Below are 16,615 nucleotides of genomic sequence, written 5' to 3'. Positions count from 1 at the left end.
TTTAGCATTGGTTAGCTAAATTCCAAATTTTATTTGAATTTAAACTCTTAGTATGTTAAAAAAATCAGCTATTCTAAAACTATAACGTTTGAGTTTATAAATAATCTAAACTTGATATTTGAGTTGATGGGTTTTGATATTCTAAAAATGAATTTTTAAATTTTTGATTCAAACAAATCTGATGAAAGATAGCGATCGCCACGATCGCAAATAATGCTAACTACCACGCCTTCATCTAAAGTTTCACAGAGTTTTACCGCGGCTGCTGTTGCGCCACCAGAACTCATACCTGAGAAAATACCTTCGTTTTCGGCTAAATATCTTGCCATTTTTTTAGCTTCAACTTCGTTGACTTCAAAGATTTTGTCAACTTTGCTTTCGTCGTAAATTTTTGGTAAATATTCTTTTGGCCATTTTCTTATGCCTGGAATTTTTGCATCATCAGATGGATGAACGCCTATCATTTGGATGTTTTTATTTTTCTCTTTCAGGAAAGTAGATGTTCCCATAATTGTTCCCGTAGTTCCCATCGATGATACAAAATGTGTGACTTTTTGGTCGGTATCACGCCAAACTTCTGGTCCTGTAGTTTTGTAGTGGGCTTTCCAGTTGTCGTCATTAGCAAATTGATTGAACATGAAATAATTACCAGTTTTCATTTTCTCTTCAGCATAATCACGAGAATACAAAATTCCTTTGTCGCCATCGGTAAGCGTTACTTTTGCGCCATAGGCTTGCATGGTTTGTACGCGTTCTTTGGTGGCGTTTTCTGGCATGACTAATTCTATGTCCAATCCAAAAATTCCAGCAACCATTGCCAATGCAATTCCAGTGTTTCCGCTTGTTGGTTCTATCAATTTTGTGTTTTTATCGATTTCGCCGCGTTCCATGGCAGATTTTATCATGTTGTAGGCTGCTCTGTCTTTTACACTTCCGCCAGGATTTTGACCTTCTAATTTCAAATAAAGTTTGACTTTAGGATTTTTGACAAGTGTTTTGGTTTCAACTAAAGGAGTATTTCCGATTAAATCTAATATACTTCGACTCATGAGGATTGATTTTCTTTAATTTTTATATGAGGTTGATGTGTTACTGTCGAAGACTCTGCAACAGATTTGGTCAACCAAACGTTTCCACCGATGGTTGAATTTTTTCCAATAACTGTTTCGCCGCCCAAAATGGTAGCATTGGCGTAAATAGTAACATCGCTTTCTATTGTTGGGTGGCGTTTTTTATTAGTCATAGATTTGTCTACCGAAAGGCCTCCTAAAGTTACGCCTTGATAAATTTTTACACGATCTTCGATAATGCTTGTTTCACCAATGACGACACCAGTGGCATGATCGATAAAAAATGGAACTCCAATTTTTGCACCTGGATTAATATCTGTTCCAGTTTGTGTATGTGCGCATTCGGACATTAAGCGTGGTACAAGTGGTAATCCAAAATCTAGTAAAGCATGACTGAGTCGGTAAATGGCAATGGCATAGAATCCAGGGTAGGCTAAATATACTTCATCTAAAGAATTGGCTGCTGGATCGTTGTCTCTTATAAATTCTGCGTCAGCATTGAGTTTCCTGAGAATTTCTGGTAATTTTCCCATGAAAGTTGTCCAAATTTCTCGACATGGATTTTCATTTTTGAAGCAGACCAATTCAGTAAGTGATATGAACTGGTTTTCCAAAACCTCCATGCCTTGTTCTATATCTGTATTTTTATCAAAAAGCGTTAAAAACAATTGTTTGGTGAAATCTTCAGTTTTACTTTTAATTTCATAGAGATTGGACACTTTTTGTTTCTCTATTTCAATACTTCTAATGATTTCTTTTTTAAGAATTGTAGTCATAAATCTTGTTTTCAAAAACAAATTTAGGTTATAAATTCTGGTCAATGTGTTTTCAAAGTGTGAAAAGATTGAATTGAAGTAACAAAAAAACACTGCAATTAAGGTTAGTTTTAAATGCTACTCAAACTATAGAATCTATTTAGAAGGTTTTGCGTAATTTTAAAAAAAAGAGGTAAGTTTAATTTTTGTATTTTTGATTAAAAGACTTTATGGGACAAGAAACGATTAAACTAGAATTGATTGAGTGGCTCGCAAAGCTTGAAGATGATGAAACAATTCAATATTTGAAAGCTTTAAAAAATTCAAAAACTGAAAATAATGATTGGTGGAACGACTTGTCTGAAGCAGAAATGGCATCGATAAAACAAGGAATAGATGATATTGAAAACGGTCGCACGATTTCTCATGAAGAAGTAAAAGCTAAGTATGGATTATAGACTGAGGTGGTCAGCAGAATCAGTTGAAAATATTGAAGAAATTTTAAATTACATCAAACTTAATTAGACTGATAAAGAGGTTAGTAATTTTAAAATTAAGCTGAATCATTTACTTGATTTAATAATTCAAAATCCATACATATTTACTGCCTCTAATTTTAAATCAGAACTAAGAAAAGCAGTTATGAACAAACAAACTACGTTATTCTATCAAGTAATAAATAAAATTGTTTATTTGGTTTACATACATAATAATTGAAAAAATACAAATTACCTCAATTAGCAATAAGTAAGAATTAAGCTAAAAAATCGTGTACTTTTCAAAGTAAATAGAATTATTTCAGTTTAGCATTGATTTCTGAAATTCTGTTCAAAAGAAATAAGTAATCTTCTCTATTGTTAACAAAATCTAAATCTGAAATATCGATTATTTTTACGTCGATTTTATTTTGAGATTTGAAGAAATTCAAATAACCTTCATTAATTTTTTTTAAATAATCGGGTGAAATATTTTGTTCGTAGTCACGACCTCGATTTTTAATATTCTCCAACAATCGTTCGGTATTTTGGTACAAATACACGTAGACATCAGGTTTTGGAACATCGCTATACATGATATTGAAAATTTTCTTGTACAACTGATATTCATCTTCTTGTAAAGTAACTTTTGAAAAAATCAATGATTTGTTAGGGTTATAATCTGAAATGGCGAAATCTGAAAATAAATCAAGTTGAGAAATATCGTCCATCAACTGTTGATGGCGGTCAGCGAGAAACGACATTTCCAGTGAAAAAGCATAACGGTTTTGGTCTTCGTAAAATTTTGGTAAAAAAGGATTGTCTTTGAAGCGTTCCAAAATCAATTTTCCGTTGAAGTCTTCAGCAATCATTTCAGCCAAACTGGTTTTTCCAGAGCCAATATTGCCTTCAATTGTCAAATAATTTACCTGTCTAAAACTTGCTGTTTTTGGAGCTAAAGTTTCAGTAATTGGATTGATTTCTGAATGATCTGAAGTAGTTTTGACCAAATCCGAAATTTTTGAATTTAAAATGGGATGTACAAAATTTGGAATTAAATCTGCTAAAGGATACAAAACAAATTTTCTGTCAATCATTTTTGGGTGCGGAATGGTCAAATGTTCACTTTCGATTTGGTCTTGACCATAGAAAATTAAATCTAAATCTATGGTACGACTTTGGTAACCTGAATTTTCAATACGAGTTCGTCCAAGTTTTAGCTCAATATTCAGCAGTTTTTTTAAGGTTTTTTCAGCAGAAAAACGCGTGTCTATTTCTACGACAGCGTTTAGAAAATCTTCGCCTTCAAATCCCCAGGCTGGTGTTTTGTATATTTTTGAAACTCGTTTTACATCGCCGATTTCTTCAAAAATGAAGTTTAAGGCTTGAGATAACCAGCCGATTTTATTCCCCTTATTGCTACCTAGCGCAATATAAGCTGTCGTTTTCGAATTCAAAAGTTAAGAAAATTTTATTAGTTATTGATTGACAATAATTTTCAATTTTTAAGTTTACAACACATTTGCAACTTAAATTTGTCAGCAAAGGTAATTATCAATTTCAAAAAACTTGACACTAAAAGAAAAACTTTCAGCACAACAAATTTATCTCACATTTGCGGCATTATTTGTGGCATCATTGGTGGCCTCGAATTTGATTTTCCAGAAGTTTTTTTTCTGGGATTTTTTTGGAATTTATACGTTTGAAATTTCAGTTGGTATTTTGCCATATCCACTAACATTTTTGATCACCGATGCCGTCAGTGAAATTTACGGCCGTAAAAAAGCCAACCGTATGGTGACGGTCGGTATTTTTGCTTCTGTATTTTCGCTTGTAATTATTTTGGTCGCTGATGCAGTGCCAGCCACAGAATGGTCGCCGCTGGACGATTCTTTGTTTCACAAGGTATTTGGGGCGACAGGGATTGCAGTTTCCGCATCTATGTTGGCTTATCTTTTAGCCCAATACATCGATATTTATATCTATCATTTCTGGAAAAGACTAACCAAAGGTAAATATTTATGGCTTCGGAATAATTTTTCAACTTTCACGTCTCAATTTATAGACACACTTACAGTCGTGTTTTTATTAAGTGTTTTTGGCGAGTTAGAGTGGGATTTGTTCGGCGGTTTGTTGTTAAGTGGATTTTTATTCAAAGCAATGATCGCTTTATTGGACACGCCTTTGCTGTATTTGATTGTGTATTTCTTTAGAAAAACATTTCATTTGAAACCGAATGAAGAATTGGATATTGAATAAAAAAAAAATCGGCTGCCAGACTGACAACCGATTTCAAACAAAATCAGGGAAAAATGGCTATTCTATAATCAATTTTTTAGTTTCAGATTGTCTATAGTTTTCATATCTTAATATATAAATACCACTGCTCAAATCTTCAATTTCGAATCTATGATTCGCAGAAAAGTCTCCTTCAAAAGTTTTGATTTGTCTGCCATTCAAATCATATATTTCAACTTTTTCAACTGAATTTGAAATTGAAAAATAATCTTGACTTGGATTTGGGTATACAGAATAGTTTAAAGATTTAATTTCAGTTTGACTTAAATTTGGTGGATTGTTGAAGTAAATTTTAAATTCTCCAGGTGCCAAAGTGATATTCATATCTGTTTGTTGAACATTCAGATCGGTTTCTGAAACTGCTTCATACCAAGTTCCAGCTTCTTGAAAAAAGGCTTGTGTGGTGATGTCTGTAACGCCAAAGTTTCCAAGGATTATTACAAATTCAGGTTCATTTGCAGCTGCATTGTCATCTACAAGATAAATTTTCTTCTCGGCTGGATTGTTAGTTTCCAGGGTGAAATTGTCTGTGCTGAAAATTGAGTTATCACGTTTTAACTGAATCATTTTTGCCCAAGAATCGTAAACATCCGTACGGTCAGAATCATTTAAATAATCCCAAACTATTGGTTTTGGTGCAGTTCTGCAATCATCGCTAATTGTGCCATCTTCACAATAATTAATGCTATAATCGTAACCCAATTCACCAAATTGCCAAATCATTTTTGGTCCAGGAATCGTGAAATAGAACGCCCCTGCCAGTTCCATTCTGTCCAAAGCGGTGTTGAGTTCTGTAATGTCGTAATCGCCACTAGAATTACCAAATTCAAGATTTTTGTACATCAAACGTTCCTCGTCATGACTTTCCATATAACTAACATTGGAAGGTGTTGACCAACCACGGTTCAGATAAGATACGTTAGAGAAATTCGAGTTGTAACCCATCGTAGCTTCACTATAATCGAAATTATGATTTCCCCAAATCATCATTCCTGGTTCATCATTATTTGTCGTGAAACGATGATTTATAAGTTCTGTTTCTTCGGAATTTGGTGCGAAATGTTCTAAAATGACATAAGCATCGTTATCGAAAGCACGAATTTCGTCATACATTCTATTTAGAATAGAAATTCTAGATGCATCGTAGCTACCGCCATCTCCTGAAGTATTGGTGAAGCCTTTGGTAAAATCGAACCGATATCCGTCAATATTATATTCCTCTATCCAAAAACGATTCATTTTATCAACATAGTCTTCAGTTGCTGCAGATTCGTGATTGATGTCATTGAAAAACTGAAAAGCAGTATTTGGATCGTTTTGATTGAAAATAGGATTATCTGCTGTAGCTTGACCATTGTAGCAACCGCCACAATCATTATACATTCTGTAGTAAGGATTTTGTCCAGTGGCATGATTGTAAACAACGTCTAAAATTACTGCAATTCCACGTGCATGACATTCATCTACAAAATTTTTGAAATCTTCTGGTGTGCCATAATATTTATCTAGCCCCATATGGAATGCTGGATTATAACCCCAACTGATGTTGCCATCAAATTCATTGACAGGCATTAATTCTATCGCATTGACGCCTAGATTTTCTAAATAATCTAAACGGTTAACAACAGAATTGAATGAATGATCTTCGTCAAAATCTCTGATGAGCATCTCATAAATAACCAAATCTTCTTGTGCAGGTCTTTCAAAATCTGTGACTTGCCATTGGTAATCAGTTTGATTCAGTCTTACCCAACTTAAAATTTCTGAAGCAGCTTCGGGATATTCAGGAATATTTGCAAAAGTAGATTCCTCAATAAATTGATCATTAATTTCGTTTAGAATCAAAGTGGAGTAGGGGTCGGCAACTTTAATATTGGTTTCGATGACATATTGAAATAAGAAATCATCGCTCGGCATGCTATCCAAGTTGTCGATTTTTAACCAAAACTGATTGGTGGTATCATCATAATTCATCAAATACTGATTGTCCAAAACCCAGTTGTTATTATGGAAATTACCTATAACATGTACGAAAGATTTGTTCGGCGCATACAAGACTAAAGTGATTTCATCTGGATTACTATTATCATAGTTAATTCCATTTTCCATTCCTGCTGGTACTGGAGCAATTGTAGGATTTGGAGTTAAAATTGCATTGAAAGTGAATTCAAAAACTTCTCCAGAATTCGGTTCTGTAGCAATCAATTCAAAATTTGAATCTTCGGTAATTGTTAGAGAAAAAAGGTATTCAGAAATTCCATTTTGAATATCAACTGAAGTTCCATTTTGAAACAATTCAAATTCAGCATCTAGACTTGCTGAAGCACTAATGTTTAAAGACTCACCAGAATTCAAAACTGTTGTCGTTTCATCTGGAGAATTCAGAGTAACCTGAAAACTACCTACAGGAAAAATTTGATCTTGCGTTTTTTTATCGCCAGTCCCATCTTTAGCTTTTACGAGCATTCCTATTTGACCAATGTTAGTGGCACCATATAAATTAGTTGGTGTAAATGTATAGGAAAAAGAACCATCACCATTATCAGTCATTTTCTGTGATTCGTCGGAATTTGTCCAACTTCCATTTGTGGGAGAGTCTGCTTGAGTATTTCCATCTTCGCTAACGTACCAAGTCCAAAGATACACGTCAGAAACGCCCCAAGTTGAAGTATTTATTCCTGAAACCGTAATTGTGATTTCTTCGTCCTCTTCAAAAGTGGTCGGAGAAACCGTAAAATTTCCTGTTTGCACTTGACTATATCCGAAAGCAGCTGTAATCAAACAAATAAAAAGTAATATTTTTCTCATGCTATTGATATTTTAAAAAAGGCTGTCAATTAAGACAGCCTTTTAAAATTATTATAATTTAATTTAGAGTAATAGTCATATCTACACTATCTACAGTTAGCAGATATCCGCCAGTTGGACCTGTAAATAAGAAATTATTGTCACCATCTCCAGCATCTTCAAACATTGGATCTATGGTGTATCCTTCATCAATAAAATGTGGGAAGTTTAGACCAGAATCCCAGTTTCCATTTTCTGTGAAAAATCTAAAGTTACCTTCACCATCACTATCAAAATTGACATAAGCTTTATAAACACCTTCGCCAGCACAAGGAACAGCTACAGGAGAAGCCCAGCCCCAACCTGCATCAGGAACTCCAGCACCAACTAACCAATACGAGTCTAATTCACCACAATCACCCTCAGGTTGTTGTTCTGTCAAAGTGATTGTCATTTCGTTATAATCTACAGTTATGAAGTAAATACCTGTTGGTCCTGTGAATAAGAAATTATTATCACCGTCTTGTGCATCTTCAAAACGCTCGTCAATAGTGAAACCTTCTTCAACAAATGACGGATAATTAATTCCAGAATCCCAGTTTCCATTTTCTGTAAAAAATCTAAAATTAGCATCACCACTACTGTCTAAAAATACATTAGTTGTGTAAACATTATCTCCGGTACATTCTAAAACCACAGGAGAACTCCAGCCCCATCCTGCGTCTGGAGCACCAGCACCTACGATATAAAGTGCTTCATTGTCACAAATACCACCAGGCTCATCGCCGCCAGCTTCAACCAGTCTTACATTCAAAACTACAGTTTCTGATAGCCCTTCTGGTGAATTTTCTGCTTCATCTGAACCGATAAGAGCTTTCACTCTAAAATATAGTATGCCATTGTCTGGTTCATCAGTTTCTGGATCATTATCCAGCCCCGCAGCGTTGGCTAAACTCAACATTTGTCCAATAGATACAGCTGCCTGAGTGTTTTCTGTTGATGCAAGAGTTTCAAATTCAGTGAAGTCTGAAGTTATAGAACCTTGGAGTTCATAACTAATTGGCGTTGGTATACCAAAGTCTGGTGATTCCCAAACAAAACGCTCGGCATTGTTTTGGGCAGTTTCAGCACTTAGTAAATATTCAGTTAAAAAATCATTTGTGAAATTAATTTCATCTGGAGTTTGTGTAGTGAATTCAAGATTGTCATCGTCTTCACAAGCTATGAAAGCTACTAAAGCAAACACTACTAAAAATAATTTTGAAAATTTATAAATCATAATCTTATGTTTTAAAATTAATATCCTGTATTTTGAGTTAAATTTTGATTGGTGGCTAAACTTGCCGTTGGAATAGGGTAGAGTGTTCTATAATTGTCTATAGAAGTTCCTTGTTGTGGTCCGCCTTTGTAGGACCAGATATATTGATTTCCAGTATATCTATTGAACCTTATCAAGTCTTGTCGTCTATGACTTTCCCAGTATAATTCTCTAGCGCGCTCGTCGATTAAGAAGTCTAAAGTTAATTCTCCACTGTTAATATTTCCAGAAGAATCACCAAAAGCTCTTTCCCTAAGAAGATTGATGTAATTAGTTGCAGTTGCTAAGTCGCCACCGCCACCTCTTAGGTGAGCTTCAGCATACATCAAATATACATCGGCTAATCTAAAAACTGGAACATCTGTGTCAACAAAAGTTCTGTCTGAGCCGAATTCACCAGTAGAAGTTCTGTTACTGAATTTTGTAGTGATATAACCAGTTGCATTATTTCCTACAGTAGGGATTTCAATATCTCGGTCTTCAGTAATTATAGCATTTCTGTCGTCATCTTCAAAAAGTGGATTTTCTACAAATAATCTAGAAAATTCAGGTCTTAACCTAAACAAGCCGCCAAAACCACCTGGATTCACACCTAAATCTTCACCATTTTGTTCAGGACCACCCACAGCACCTTGTATGATAATTGTAGTACCACCATAGTTCTGTGTTTGTTGACCATCACTCACAACTGGGAAAATAATTTCATTTTGAGCACCATTAACATCATTATCTGCCATAAAATTGTAAAGATAATTGTCTGTCAATTGGTAAGTAGAGTTAATGATTTCTTCACATTTTGCCAAACAATCCGCATATCGGTCTTGATTGATGTATACTTCAGCATTAAGGTAAATCTTAGCTAAAATCATATTTGCAACACCCTGATCAACTCTGGCGTATTCATTAGTATTGGCTTCAGGTAATTGATCTAAAACTTCGTTTAATTCGCTTTCAATAAATTCAAAAAGTTGTTCGCGATTGTATTCAGGACCTTGAGTAAATCCTGGTTCAGTAGTTTCGTCATAAAATGGAGCCTTACCGAAAAGATCCATCAAATGATAGTAAGCTAAAGCTCTAAGAGTTCTAACTTCTGCTCTGTAAACTTGGATGTCATCTTTTAATTCACCTTGCACACCTCTTGAATTTAAAGCAGTTTCAGAAGTTTGTCTTAGGAATTCATTTGACAGGGAAACTTGAAACATTGGTCTGGCAAACGCACCTAAAATCAGTGGATTGTCAGGTGACCATGTATTTCTTTGAAGTCCACGGATTCCTGGGTCATTTTCAAAAGTGAAAATAGCTTCATCTGTTGATAAATTTTGTAGGTTAAATAAACCTCTCATGTATTGACCAGTTCCGGGATCTAATCCACCAATGTTTGACGCACCAGGATCTGTTAAAGATGACAAAGCTAAATTGGCATAAACGCCTGCTAAAGCTTGCTTGTAGGATTCTGGTCCATCAAATACTTCTTCATCCAAAACAATATTTGGATCTCTCACCTCTGTATCCAAATCATCTTCACAAGACGTGAGGAAAATAATGGCTAACAAAGGGAAAATAATTAATAAGTTTTTAATTTTCATGTTTTTATGTATTAAAATTTATAATTAACACCCAATAAGTAAGTTCTTCCTCTTGGGTAAATTGTATTATCAATTCCTATACTATTGATTTCTGGATCTATTCCTGAATAATCTGTCACCACAAAAGCATTCTGAACTCCCATCCAAAATCTAAGACTTGTAGATTTTCTATTGAAATCATCAATAGTATAACCCGCTGTGATGTTATCCATTCTTAGGAATGAAGCATCTTCTACGTAATAATCTGACAATAGCACATCAGGTGTACTGAAAAAATTCGATTCTAAAACTTGCGTTGGGATGTTGGTTGGCACATTGATATAAGCTGCATTTATTTGTGCTCGCTGTGATAATACATTATTATAAATATCATTTCCAAAACTAGCTCTCAAATTGAAAGAAAAATCAAAATTCTTATAGTTAATTGTCGATTGAAAGCCCATCAAAACATCAGCTTGACCGTTTCCAGAGACATATCTATCTGCCACGTCTATGTTTCCATCACCATTAAGGTCTGCATAAGCACCTTCTATTGGATTACCAGCTTGATCATACAATTGCTTGTAAGTAAAGAATGAACTTGGCCATTCGCCTTGTCGTTGAACTTGAATTGTACTACCAGTTCCTCCGGAAATACCACCAACTAAAATATCTTGTCCGTATGCTAATTTTGTGATTTCTCTATCGAATGCTGCAACATTATAATTTAAATCCCAGTTGAAATTATCATTAGATAAGTTATAATTTATATTGAATTCAGCACCTTTAGTGACAAACTCTCCAATATTTTGAAAACCTTGGTTAGAGAAGTTTGCGCCATCTGGAACAGGAACAAAAGAAATTAAATCACTAGCAGTTCTCTCAAAAACATCTATCGAACCTGAGATTTTATTATTGAATAATCCAAAATCCAAACCTAAATTGATTTCGCTGATTTCCTCCCATTTAATGTCTGGGTTTGTATAAAGCGGTTGTGTTGGGGTAATAGGTTGTCCAAAATAATACTGTTGATTGGACAAACCTAGCTGGTAGCGTGCTAAATAGTCTGAAGTAGCGTTAAAATCTTGCTGTCCTGTTAAACCATAACCAGCTCTTAATTTTAGGTTGCTAAGTGTATAGCTTTCACTCAAAAAGTCTTCATCGCTTATTGACCAGGCTCCAGAAACAGAATAAAATGTTCCAAATCTATTGTCTTCAGAAAATCTGGAAGTCCCATCGCGACGTAATGATCCACTCAAATAATATTTTTCATTGTAATTTATATTTGCTCTTGTGAAATAAGCTAACAAAACAATGTCGTCTTGAACTGTTGTTCTTGGTTCTTGAGCATTCGGGTCTAAAGTTTCATTGGTAGTGAAATCTTCTCTTTCTAAAATTTGATACGAATACCCAGCAGTTACCTCGTAATTTAATTTATCAAAACTATTATTGTAAACGAAATAAGTATCCAATGTTTGGTTACTTAATGTGCTTTCATATCTAGAAAAATTACCGATAAATTCTCCTTGCTCTGCATTCACCCCCAAAGCACTATTTCTTGGTCTACTTAATGAACCTTCACTTTCAGTTCTGTCTAAACCTAAGTTAGCAACGAATCTCAATTCTGGCAAAAAGTGAAATTTATAATCAACTTTAAAATTTCCATAAAAACGATTGGCTTCACTCACATTTCGAGTTTGCATAAGTTCAGCAACTGGGTTTCTAGGGACATTTGAAGCTGCAGAACCATTGTCATCTAGAAATTCAAAATAACCACCATAAGGAGAATTAGGATCTCTAACTGGTCTGGTCGGGTCAAAAGCAATAGCACTTCCTTCCACGCCTGGTGCAAATCTGTTTTGTTCTAAACTGTAATTTGCATTCATATCAACTTTCAGATGATTGTCAAAAAATCTTGGATTAAGAGATAATGAAGCGGTCGTTCTATCAAAATTCGATGTTTTTCTTAAACCCTCTTGATCAGATCTGTTTAAAGATAATCGGGCTGGCAAGAAATCCAATAATTGGCCTCTTGCAGAAAAATTGATATCAGATGATATCGCATCTTGATAAATTTCATCTTGCCAATTAGTATTGGCATTTCCCAATTCTCCAACTCGGTCTGGGAAATTTTCTCCGATAAAATTCCTAAACTCATCAGCGGTGAAAACATCTACAGTATTGTTGATTTTGGTTACACTTCTTTGAACATCTAAAGTGATTTCTAGTTTTTCTCTTCCTTTTTTGGTATTAATGATGATGACACCGTTTGCACCTCTGTTACCATATATAGCAGAAGCTGAAGCATCTTTTAATATCGAAAAGGACTCAATATCACTAGGGTTAATTGAAGATAGAATAGATCTTGTTCCCGCTGGAGTTGTGTTATTCAACGGCAATCCATCTAAAACAATTAAAGGTGAATTGTTTGCATTGAAAGACGCGCCACCTCTAATTCTGATTTCTGACCCAGAACCAGGTCCACCTCCTTTTGTGATGGAAACCCCTGGAACTCGACCTTGAATCAAGCTTTCGGAAGTAATAATGTTTCCCTTTGTGAAATCTTTTTCAGTAACAGCAACAACCGATCCTGTTACAGATTTTACGGTTTGGTCACCATACCCAACAACAACGACTTCCTCGAGGGCTTTAGCGTCTTCAACCATTTTAATGTCTATTTTAGTGTTTTCTCCACTAAATTTGACTCTTTGTTTTTTGTACCCAACATAAGAAAAAACCAATGTTTGGCCCTTTTCTAAAACGATTGAGTAATTTCCGTCAAAATCGGTTGTTGTGCCAATTGTAGTGTCTTCTACAATAATGTTTACGCCAGGTATTGGCATACCATTGTTGTCTGTCACTGTTCCATTTACAGTAGTTTGAGAAAAGACACTAATAGGTATTAGCAAAAGCAACAGACCTAGTAGTTTTAATGTTTGCATACGTAATTAATTTTGTGTTATTAATGAGTTATACTTTTACTTCCGATGTTAAAATTATATAAACTATTTTCAATAGCATTAAAAACATTGCAGCGACAACGTTTTCGTGTTGATAACTTTTTATTTTTTGCAATTTTTCATAGCTTTTCTATACATTTTGATTAATTTGGGCATTAAATACTGCTAATTTTTATCAATGAAACAAAAACCTACCTTAAAAGTCATCGCCAAAGAACTTGATGTTTCAGTTTCAACTGTTTCAAAAGCGCTTAGAGACAGTAAAGAGATTAGTGATGAAACTAAACAAAAAGTTAAAGCTTTTGCTAAACTGTATAATTACAGACCAAATAATATTGCATTAAGTCTAAAGAATAAAAAGACGAAAACTTTAGGTGTTATAATTCCTGAAATTGTTCATCACTTTTTTACAACAGTCATTTCTGGAATCGAAAATTTTGCCAACGACAAAGGTTACAATGTTATTGTGGGTTTATCCAATGAATCTTTTAAAAAAGAAGTTATTAACCTAGAAATGCTTGCCAATGGAAGCATAGATGGATTTATTATTTCTGTAGCTAAGGAAACACTTTCATTCAAAGATTATCACCATCTGTCTGAAACTATAGACCAAGGTATTCCTATTGTAATGTTCGATCGTGTTATTGACGAGATAGAGTGCGATAAAGTGATTGTGGATGATATTGAAACTTCTAAAAAAGCAGTACAAAAACTGATAGAAAATAAATGTCAGAAAATTGGAATAATAAGTACCAAAGATTATGTTAGTGTTGGTCGATTAAGAACAGAAGGCTATAAAAATGCTTTAACAGAAAATAATTTTACCGTTGATGAAAATCTAATATTGAAGATAGACGATAAATTCAACTCAGATGATAATCTAGAATTTTTAGAAGTTCAAATTTCAGAATATATTAATAACAATGACATTGACGGGGTTTTTGCTGTCAACGAACTTTATGCTATTACAGCTATGAAAGTGGCTCGTCAAAAAGGCTTAAGAATTCCGGAAGATTTACAAATTATAGGGTTTACAGATGGCGTACTTTCCAAACACGCATTTCCTCCATTGACCACAATTAGTCAACATGGTTTTGAAATGGGAGAAGAAGCGGCAAAGCTACTTATTGATAGATTAGAGAGTGTGAGTGATGATGAGGAAAACTACATAACGAGTATCGTAAAAACAGAAATTATTTCAAGAGAAACTACAAAATTTTAATCCTTTCAAAAATTTAAATATATTTGTCAACATAAACAAAGTTATGCTTTTACTTCCAAAAAAGATAAGCTTTGTTGCTTCTAATTAAATAAAGCTTATCGTTTTAATTTAAATAAAACGATATGCAAAAGCGTAGATTAGGAATTATTGAAATCTGGAATCTTAGTTTCGGATTTCTTGGTATCCAAATGGGTTTTGCGTTGCAAAATGCAAATGCAAGCCGTATTCTTCAAAATTTTGGTGCAGATGTGCATCAGCTTTCTTGGTTTTGGATTATTGCACCTTTAATGGGCTTAATTGTCCAGCCAATTGTTGGTCATTATAGCGACAAAACCTGGACGAAACTCGGCAGGCGTAGACCCTATTTTTTAGTTGGTGCATTATTGGCTTCTATCGGATTGGTATTGATGCCGCAAGCTGATATTTTCATTGCGTTTTTGCCAGCTCTCTGGGTCGGAGCAGGTATGTTGATGATTATGGATGCATCTTTCAATATTGCAATGGAGCCTTTCCGTGCTTTGGTTGCAGACAACCTCCGTTCTGACCAAAGGACTTTAGGATTTAGTATTCAAACAGTAATTATTGGTTTAGGAGCTGTAATCGGTTCTTTTTTACCATATATTTTAAGTAATTATTTCGGGATTTCAAATAAAGCTCCCGAAGGTTCTGTACCCGATCATTTAGTGTTTTCTTTTATAATTGGTGCAATTATTCTTATTGGTTCTATTTTGGTTACCGTTTTTACAACGGAAGAGTATTCTCCTGAAGAAATGAAGGCAATTGAATCTGAAAAGGCTAAAAAAATCAATCAAATTCAAATTGAAGAAAAAGAATCCAAACTGAAAGATATTTTTTCAGATTTTGCCAAAATGCCCGAAACTATGAAACAGTTGAGTTGGGTACAATTTTTCTCTTGGTTCGGCTTATTTGGAATGTGGGTATTTACAACTCCTGCAATTGCTCAACATTTTTATAATTTACCACCTTCAGACTCGAGTAGCATTGCTTATAATGAAGCAGGAGACTGGGTTGGTGTATTATTTGGAATTTACAATTTAGTGTCAATATTTGTAGCCTTATCGTTGCCAAAAATCGCTAAAAAAATTGGTAGAAAACGAACACATGCATTTGCATTAACTATTGGTGGAATTAGTTTAGTATCAATTTATTTTATGCCAAATCAAGATTGGTTGATCTTGTCAATGATTGGTATTGGTTTTGCTTGGGCAAGTATTTTAGCAATGCCTTATGCTATTTTAGCAGGTTCTATAAATCCCAAGAAAATGGGAGTTTATATGGGGATTTTCAATTTTTTTATTGTCATCCCACAAATAATCAATGCCATTATAGGCGGTCCCTTAGTAAAATATATTTACGGCAATCAAGCTATTTTCGCTTTACTTACAGCTGGTATTAGCTTGCTTTTAGCGGCTATTTTGGTTGTAAAAGTTAAAGACGAAGATGATAAAAACCTAGAAACTCATGAAATTACAAAATAAAAAAGCATTTATTTTCGACCTTGACGGTGTCATTGTCGATACCGCAAAATTCCATTACTTGGCTTGGAAAAATTTAGCTAAGAAAATAGATATAGATTTTACAGAATCTGAAAATGAGCAACTTAAAGGTGTTTCCAGAGTGAAATCTCTAGAAAAAATTCTGCAATGGGGAAACAAATCAGTTTCCGACAATCAATTTGAAAAGCTGATGTCTTCTAAAAATGAAGAATACTTATCATACGTCGATAAAATGACTGAAGAGGATATTCTGCCAGGAGTCAAATCGGTTTTGGATTTTCTCAAGTCGAATAATTATCTAATCGCTTTGGGTTCCGCTAGCAAAAATGCTAGAATAATATTAAAACATACCAATCTTACTCATTATTTCGATGTGATTGTTGATGGCAATGAAGTGTCTAATGCCAAACCAGATCCTGAAGTTTTTACAAAAGGTTGCGATATGATGGATGTAAAACACGAAGATGCTATTGTTTTTGAAGATTCTCAAGCAGGAATACAAGCCGCCAATAATGCCAATATGATTAGTGTTGGTATTGGTTCAGCTTCAATATTGAATGAAGCAGATTTCAATTTTAATGATTTTACAGAAATAGATGAACAAGTTTTAAATCAAATCATTGCTTTTTAAATAAACCAAACTACAA

Annotated in this window: 12 protein-coding genes; 5 read left to right on the top strand and 7 right to left on the bottom strand. The window is 34.2% G+C overall.

Translation table 11 applies throughout. The annotated features are described in order from the left end of the window. Nucleotides 1-155: 155 nt before the first annotated feature. Both cysM and epsC read right to left on the bottom strand, forming a co-directional pair. Nucleotides 156-1,049, bottom strand: a complete 894-nt coding sequence (cysM, locus tag EIG86_RS08470; RefSeq protein WP_127845743.1) for a cysteine synthase CysM — start codon at nt 1,047-1,049, stop codon at nt 156-158. Beyond that, on the bottom strand, nt 1,046-1,846 hold the full coding sequence (gene epsC / locus EIG86_RS08465) for a serine O-acetyltransferase EpsC (RefSeq protein WP_127845742.1): 801 nt from the start codon (nt 1,844-1,846) through the stop codon (nt 1,046-1,048). The genes cysM and epsC overlap by 4 nt, the downstream gene beginning before the upstream one ends. A 209-nt stretch (nt 1,847-2,055) precedes the next feature. Between epsC and EIG86_RS08460 the strand changes: the two genes are divergently transcribed. Beyond that, nucleotides 2,056-2,283 carry a hypothetical protein gene (locus EIG86_RS08460; protein ID WP_127845741.1) on the top strand — a complete coding sequence of 76 codons (228 nt, stop codon included), beginning with the start codon at nt 2,056-2,058 and terminating at the stop codon, nt 2,281-2,283. 335 nt (nt 2,284-2,618) lie between these two features. On the opposite strand, the gene folK is transcribed toward EIG86_RS08460, so the two are convergent. Next, on the bottom strand, nt 2,619-3,758 hold the full coding sequence (gene folK / locus EIG86_RS08455) for a 2-amino-4-hydroxy-6-hydroxymethyldihydropteridine diphosphokinase (RefSeq protein ID WP_127845740.1): 1,140 nt from the start codon (nt 3,756-3,758) through the stop codon (nt 2,619-2,621). Nucleotides 3,759-3,870: 112 nt separating this feature from the next. Here folK and EIG86_RS08450 point away from each other — a divergent pair, with 112 nt between their 5' ends. Further along, a complete protein-coding gene (locus EIG86_RS08450) occupies nt 3,871-4,560 on the top strand; it encodes a queuosine precursor transporter (RefSeq protein ID WP_127845739.1) in 690 nt (229 codons plus the stop codon). Nucleotides 4,561-4,617: 57 nt separating this feature from the next. Here EIG86_RS08450 and EIG86_RS08445 read toward each other — a convergent pair whose 3' ends face one another. Genes EIG86_RS08445 through EIG86_RS08430 form a run of 4 tightly spaced genes read right to left on the bottom strand, consistent with a single transcriptional unit; the run spans nt 4,618 to nt 13,211 of the window. Then, nucleotides 4,618-7,407, bottom strand: coding sequence for an alpha-amylase family glycosyl hydrolase (locus EIG86_RS08445; RefSeq protein ID WP_127845738.1), 2,790 nt, complete (start codon nt 7,405-7,407; stop codon nt 4,618-4,620). Nucleotides 7,408-7,465: 58 nt separating this feature from the next. Further along, nucleotides 7,466-8,665 (bottom strand): SusE domain-containing protein, encoded by a 1,200-nt coding sequence (locus EIG86_RS08440; protein ID WP_127845737.1) that lies wholly within the window; start codon nt 8,663-8,665, stop codon nt 7,466-7,468. Nucleotides 8,666-8,682: 17 nt separating this feature from the next. After that, entirely contained in the window at nt 8,683-10,290 is a 1,608-nt protein-coding gene (locus tag EIG86_RS08435; protein WP_127845736.1) for a RagB/SusD family nutrient uptake outer membrane protein, read from the bottom strand. An 11-nt stretch (nt 10,291-10,301) separates the two neighbouring features. Next, a complete protein-coding gene (locus EIG86_RS08430; protein ID WP_127845735.1) occupies nt 10,302-13,211 on the bottom strand; it encodes a SusC/RagA family TonB-linked outer membrane protein in 2,910 nt (969 codons plus the stop codon). Between the two features lie 196 nt (nt 13,212-13,407). On the opposite strand from EIG86_RS08430, the gene EIG86_RS08425 reads away from it, so the two are divergent. From EIG86_RS08425 to pgmB, 3 genes are all read left to right on the top strand, one after another. After that, the gene (locus tag EIG86_RS08425) at nt 13,408-14,451 is read left to right on the top strand and encodes a LacI family DNA-binding transcriptional regulator (RefSeq protein WP_127845734.1); all 1,044 of its coding nucleotides are present in this window, start codon (nt 13,408-13,410) and stop codon (nt 14,449-14,451) included. 122 nt (nt 14,452-14,573) lie between these two features. Further along, on the top strand, nt 14,574-15,950 hold the full coding sequence (locus tag EIG86_RS08420; RefSeq protein ID WP_127845733.1) for an MFS transporter: 1,377 nt from the start codon (nt 14,574-14,576) through the stop codon (nt 15,948-15,950). After that, a complete protein-coding gene (gene pgmB, locus EIG86_RS08415) occupies nt 15,934-16,599 on the top strand; it encodes a beta-phosphoglucomutase (RefSeq protein ID WP_127845732.1) in 666 nt (221 codons plus the stop codon). The genes EIG86_RS08420 and pgmB overlap by 17 nt, the downstream gene beginning before the upstream one ends. Nucleotides 16,600-16,615: the final 16 nt, after the last annotated feature.

Source organism: Psychroflexus aestuariivivens (assembly GCF_004010055.1).
Lineage (GTDB): Bacteria > Bacteroidota > Bacteroidia > Flavobacteriales > Flavobacteriaceae > Psychroflexus > Psychroflexus aestuariivivens.
The sequence above is the reverse complement of the archived record's forward strand: the minus strand, read 5'-3'. Positions and strand labels throughout refer to the sequence as shown.

Bases quoted from the DNA above. Each gene is read 5' to 3' on its own strand.
- cysM (WP_127845743.1), bottom strand. From the start codon at position 1,049: ATGAGTCGAAGTATATTAGATTTAATCGGAAATACTCCTTTAGTTGAA.
- epsC (WP_127845742.1), bottom strand. From the start codon at position 1,846: ATGACTACAATTCTTAAAAAAGAAATCATTAGAAGTATTGAAATAGAG.
- EIG86_RS08460 (WP_127845741.1), top strand. From the start codon at position 2,056: ATGGGACAAGAAACGATTAAACTAGAATTGATTGAGTGGCTCGCAAAG.
- EIG86_RS08445 (WP_127845738.1), bottom strand. From the start codon at position 7,407: ATGAGAAAAATATTACTTTTTATTTGTTTGATTACAGCTGCTTTCGGA.
- EIG86_RS08440 (WP_127845737.1), bottom strand. From the start codon at position 8,665: ATGATTTATAAATTTTCAAAATTATTTTTAGTAGTGTTTGCTTTAGTA.
- EIG86_RS08435 (WP_127845736.1), bottom strand. From the start codon at position 10,290: ATGAAAATTAAAAACTTATTAATTATTTTCCCTTTGTTAGCCATTATT.
- EIG86_RS08430 (WP_127845735.1), bottom strand. From the start codon at position 13,211: ATGCAAACATTAAAACTACTAGGTCTGTTGCTTTTGCTAATACCTATT.
- EIG86_RS08425 (WP_127845734.1), top strand. From the start codon at position 13,408: ATGAAACAAAAACCTACCTTAAAAGTCATCGCCAAAGAACTTGATGTT.
- EIG86_RS08420 (WP_127845733.1), top strand. From the start codon at position 14,574: ATGCAAAAGCGTAGATTAGGAATTATTGAAATCTGGAATCTTAGTTTC.
- pgmB (WP_127845732.1), top strand. From the start codon at position 15,934: ATGAAATTACAAAATAAAAAAGCATTTATTTTCGACCTTGACGGTGTC.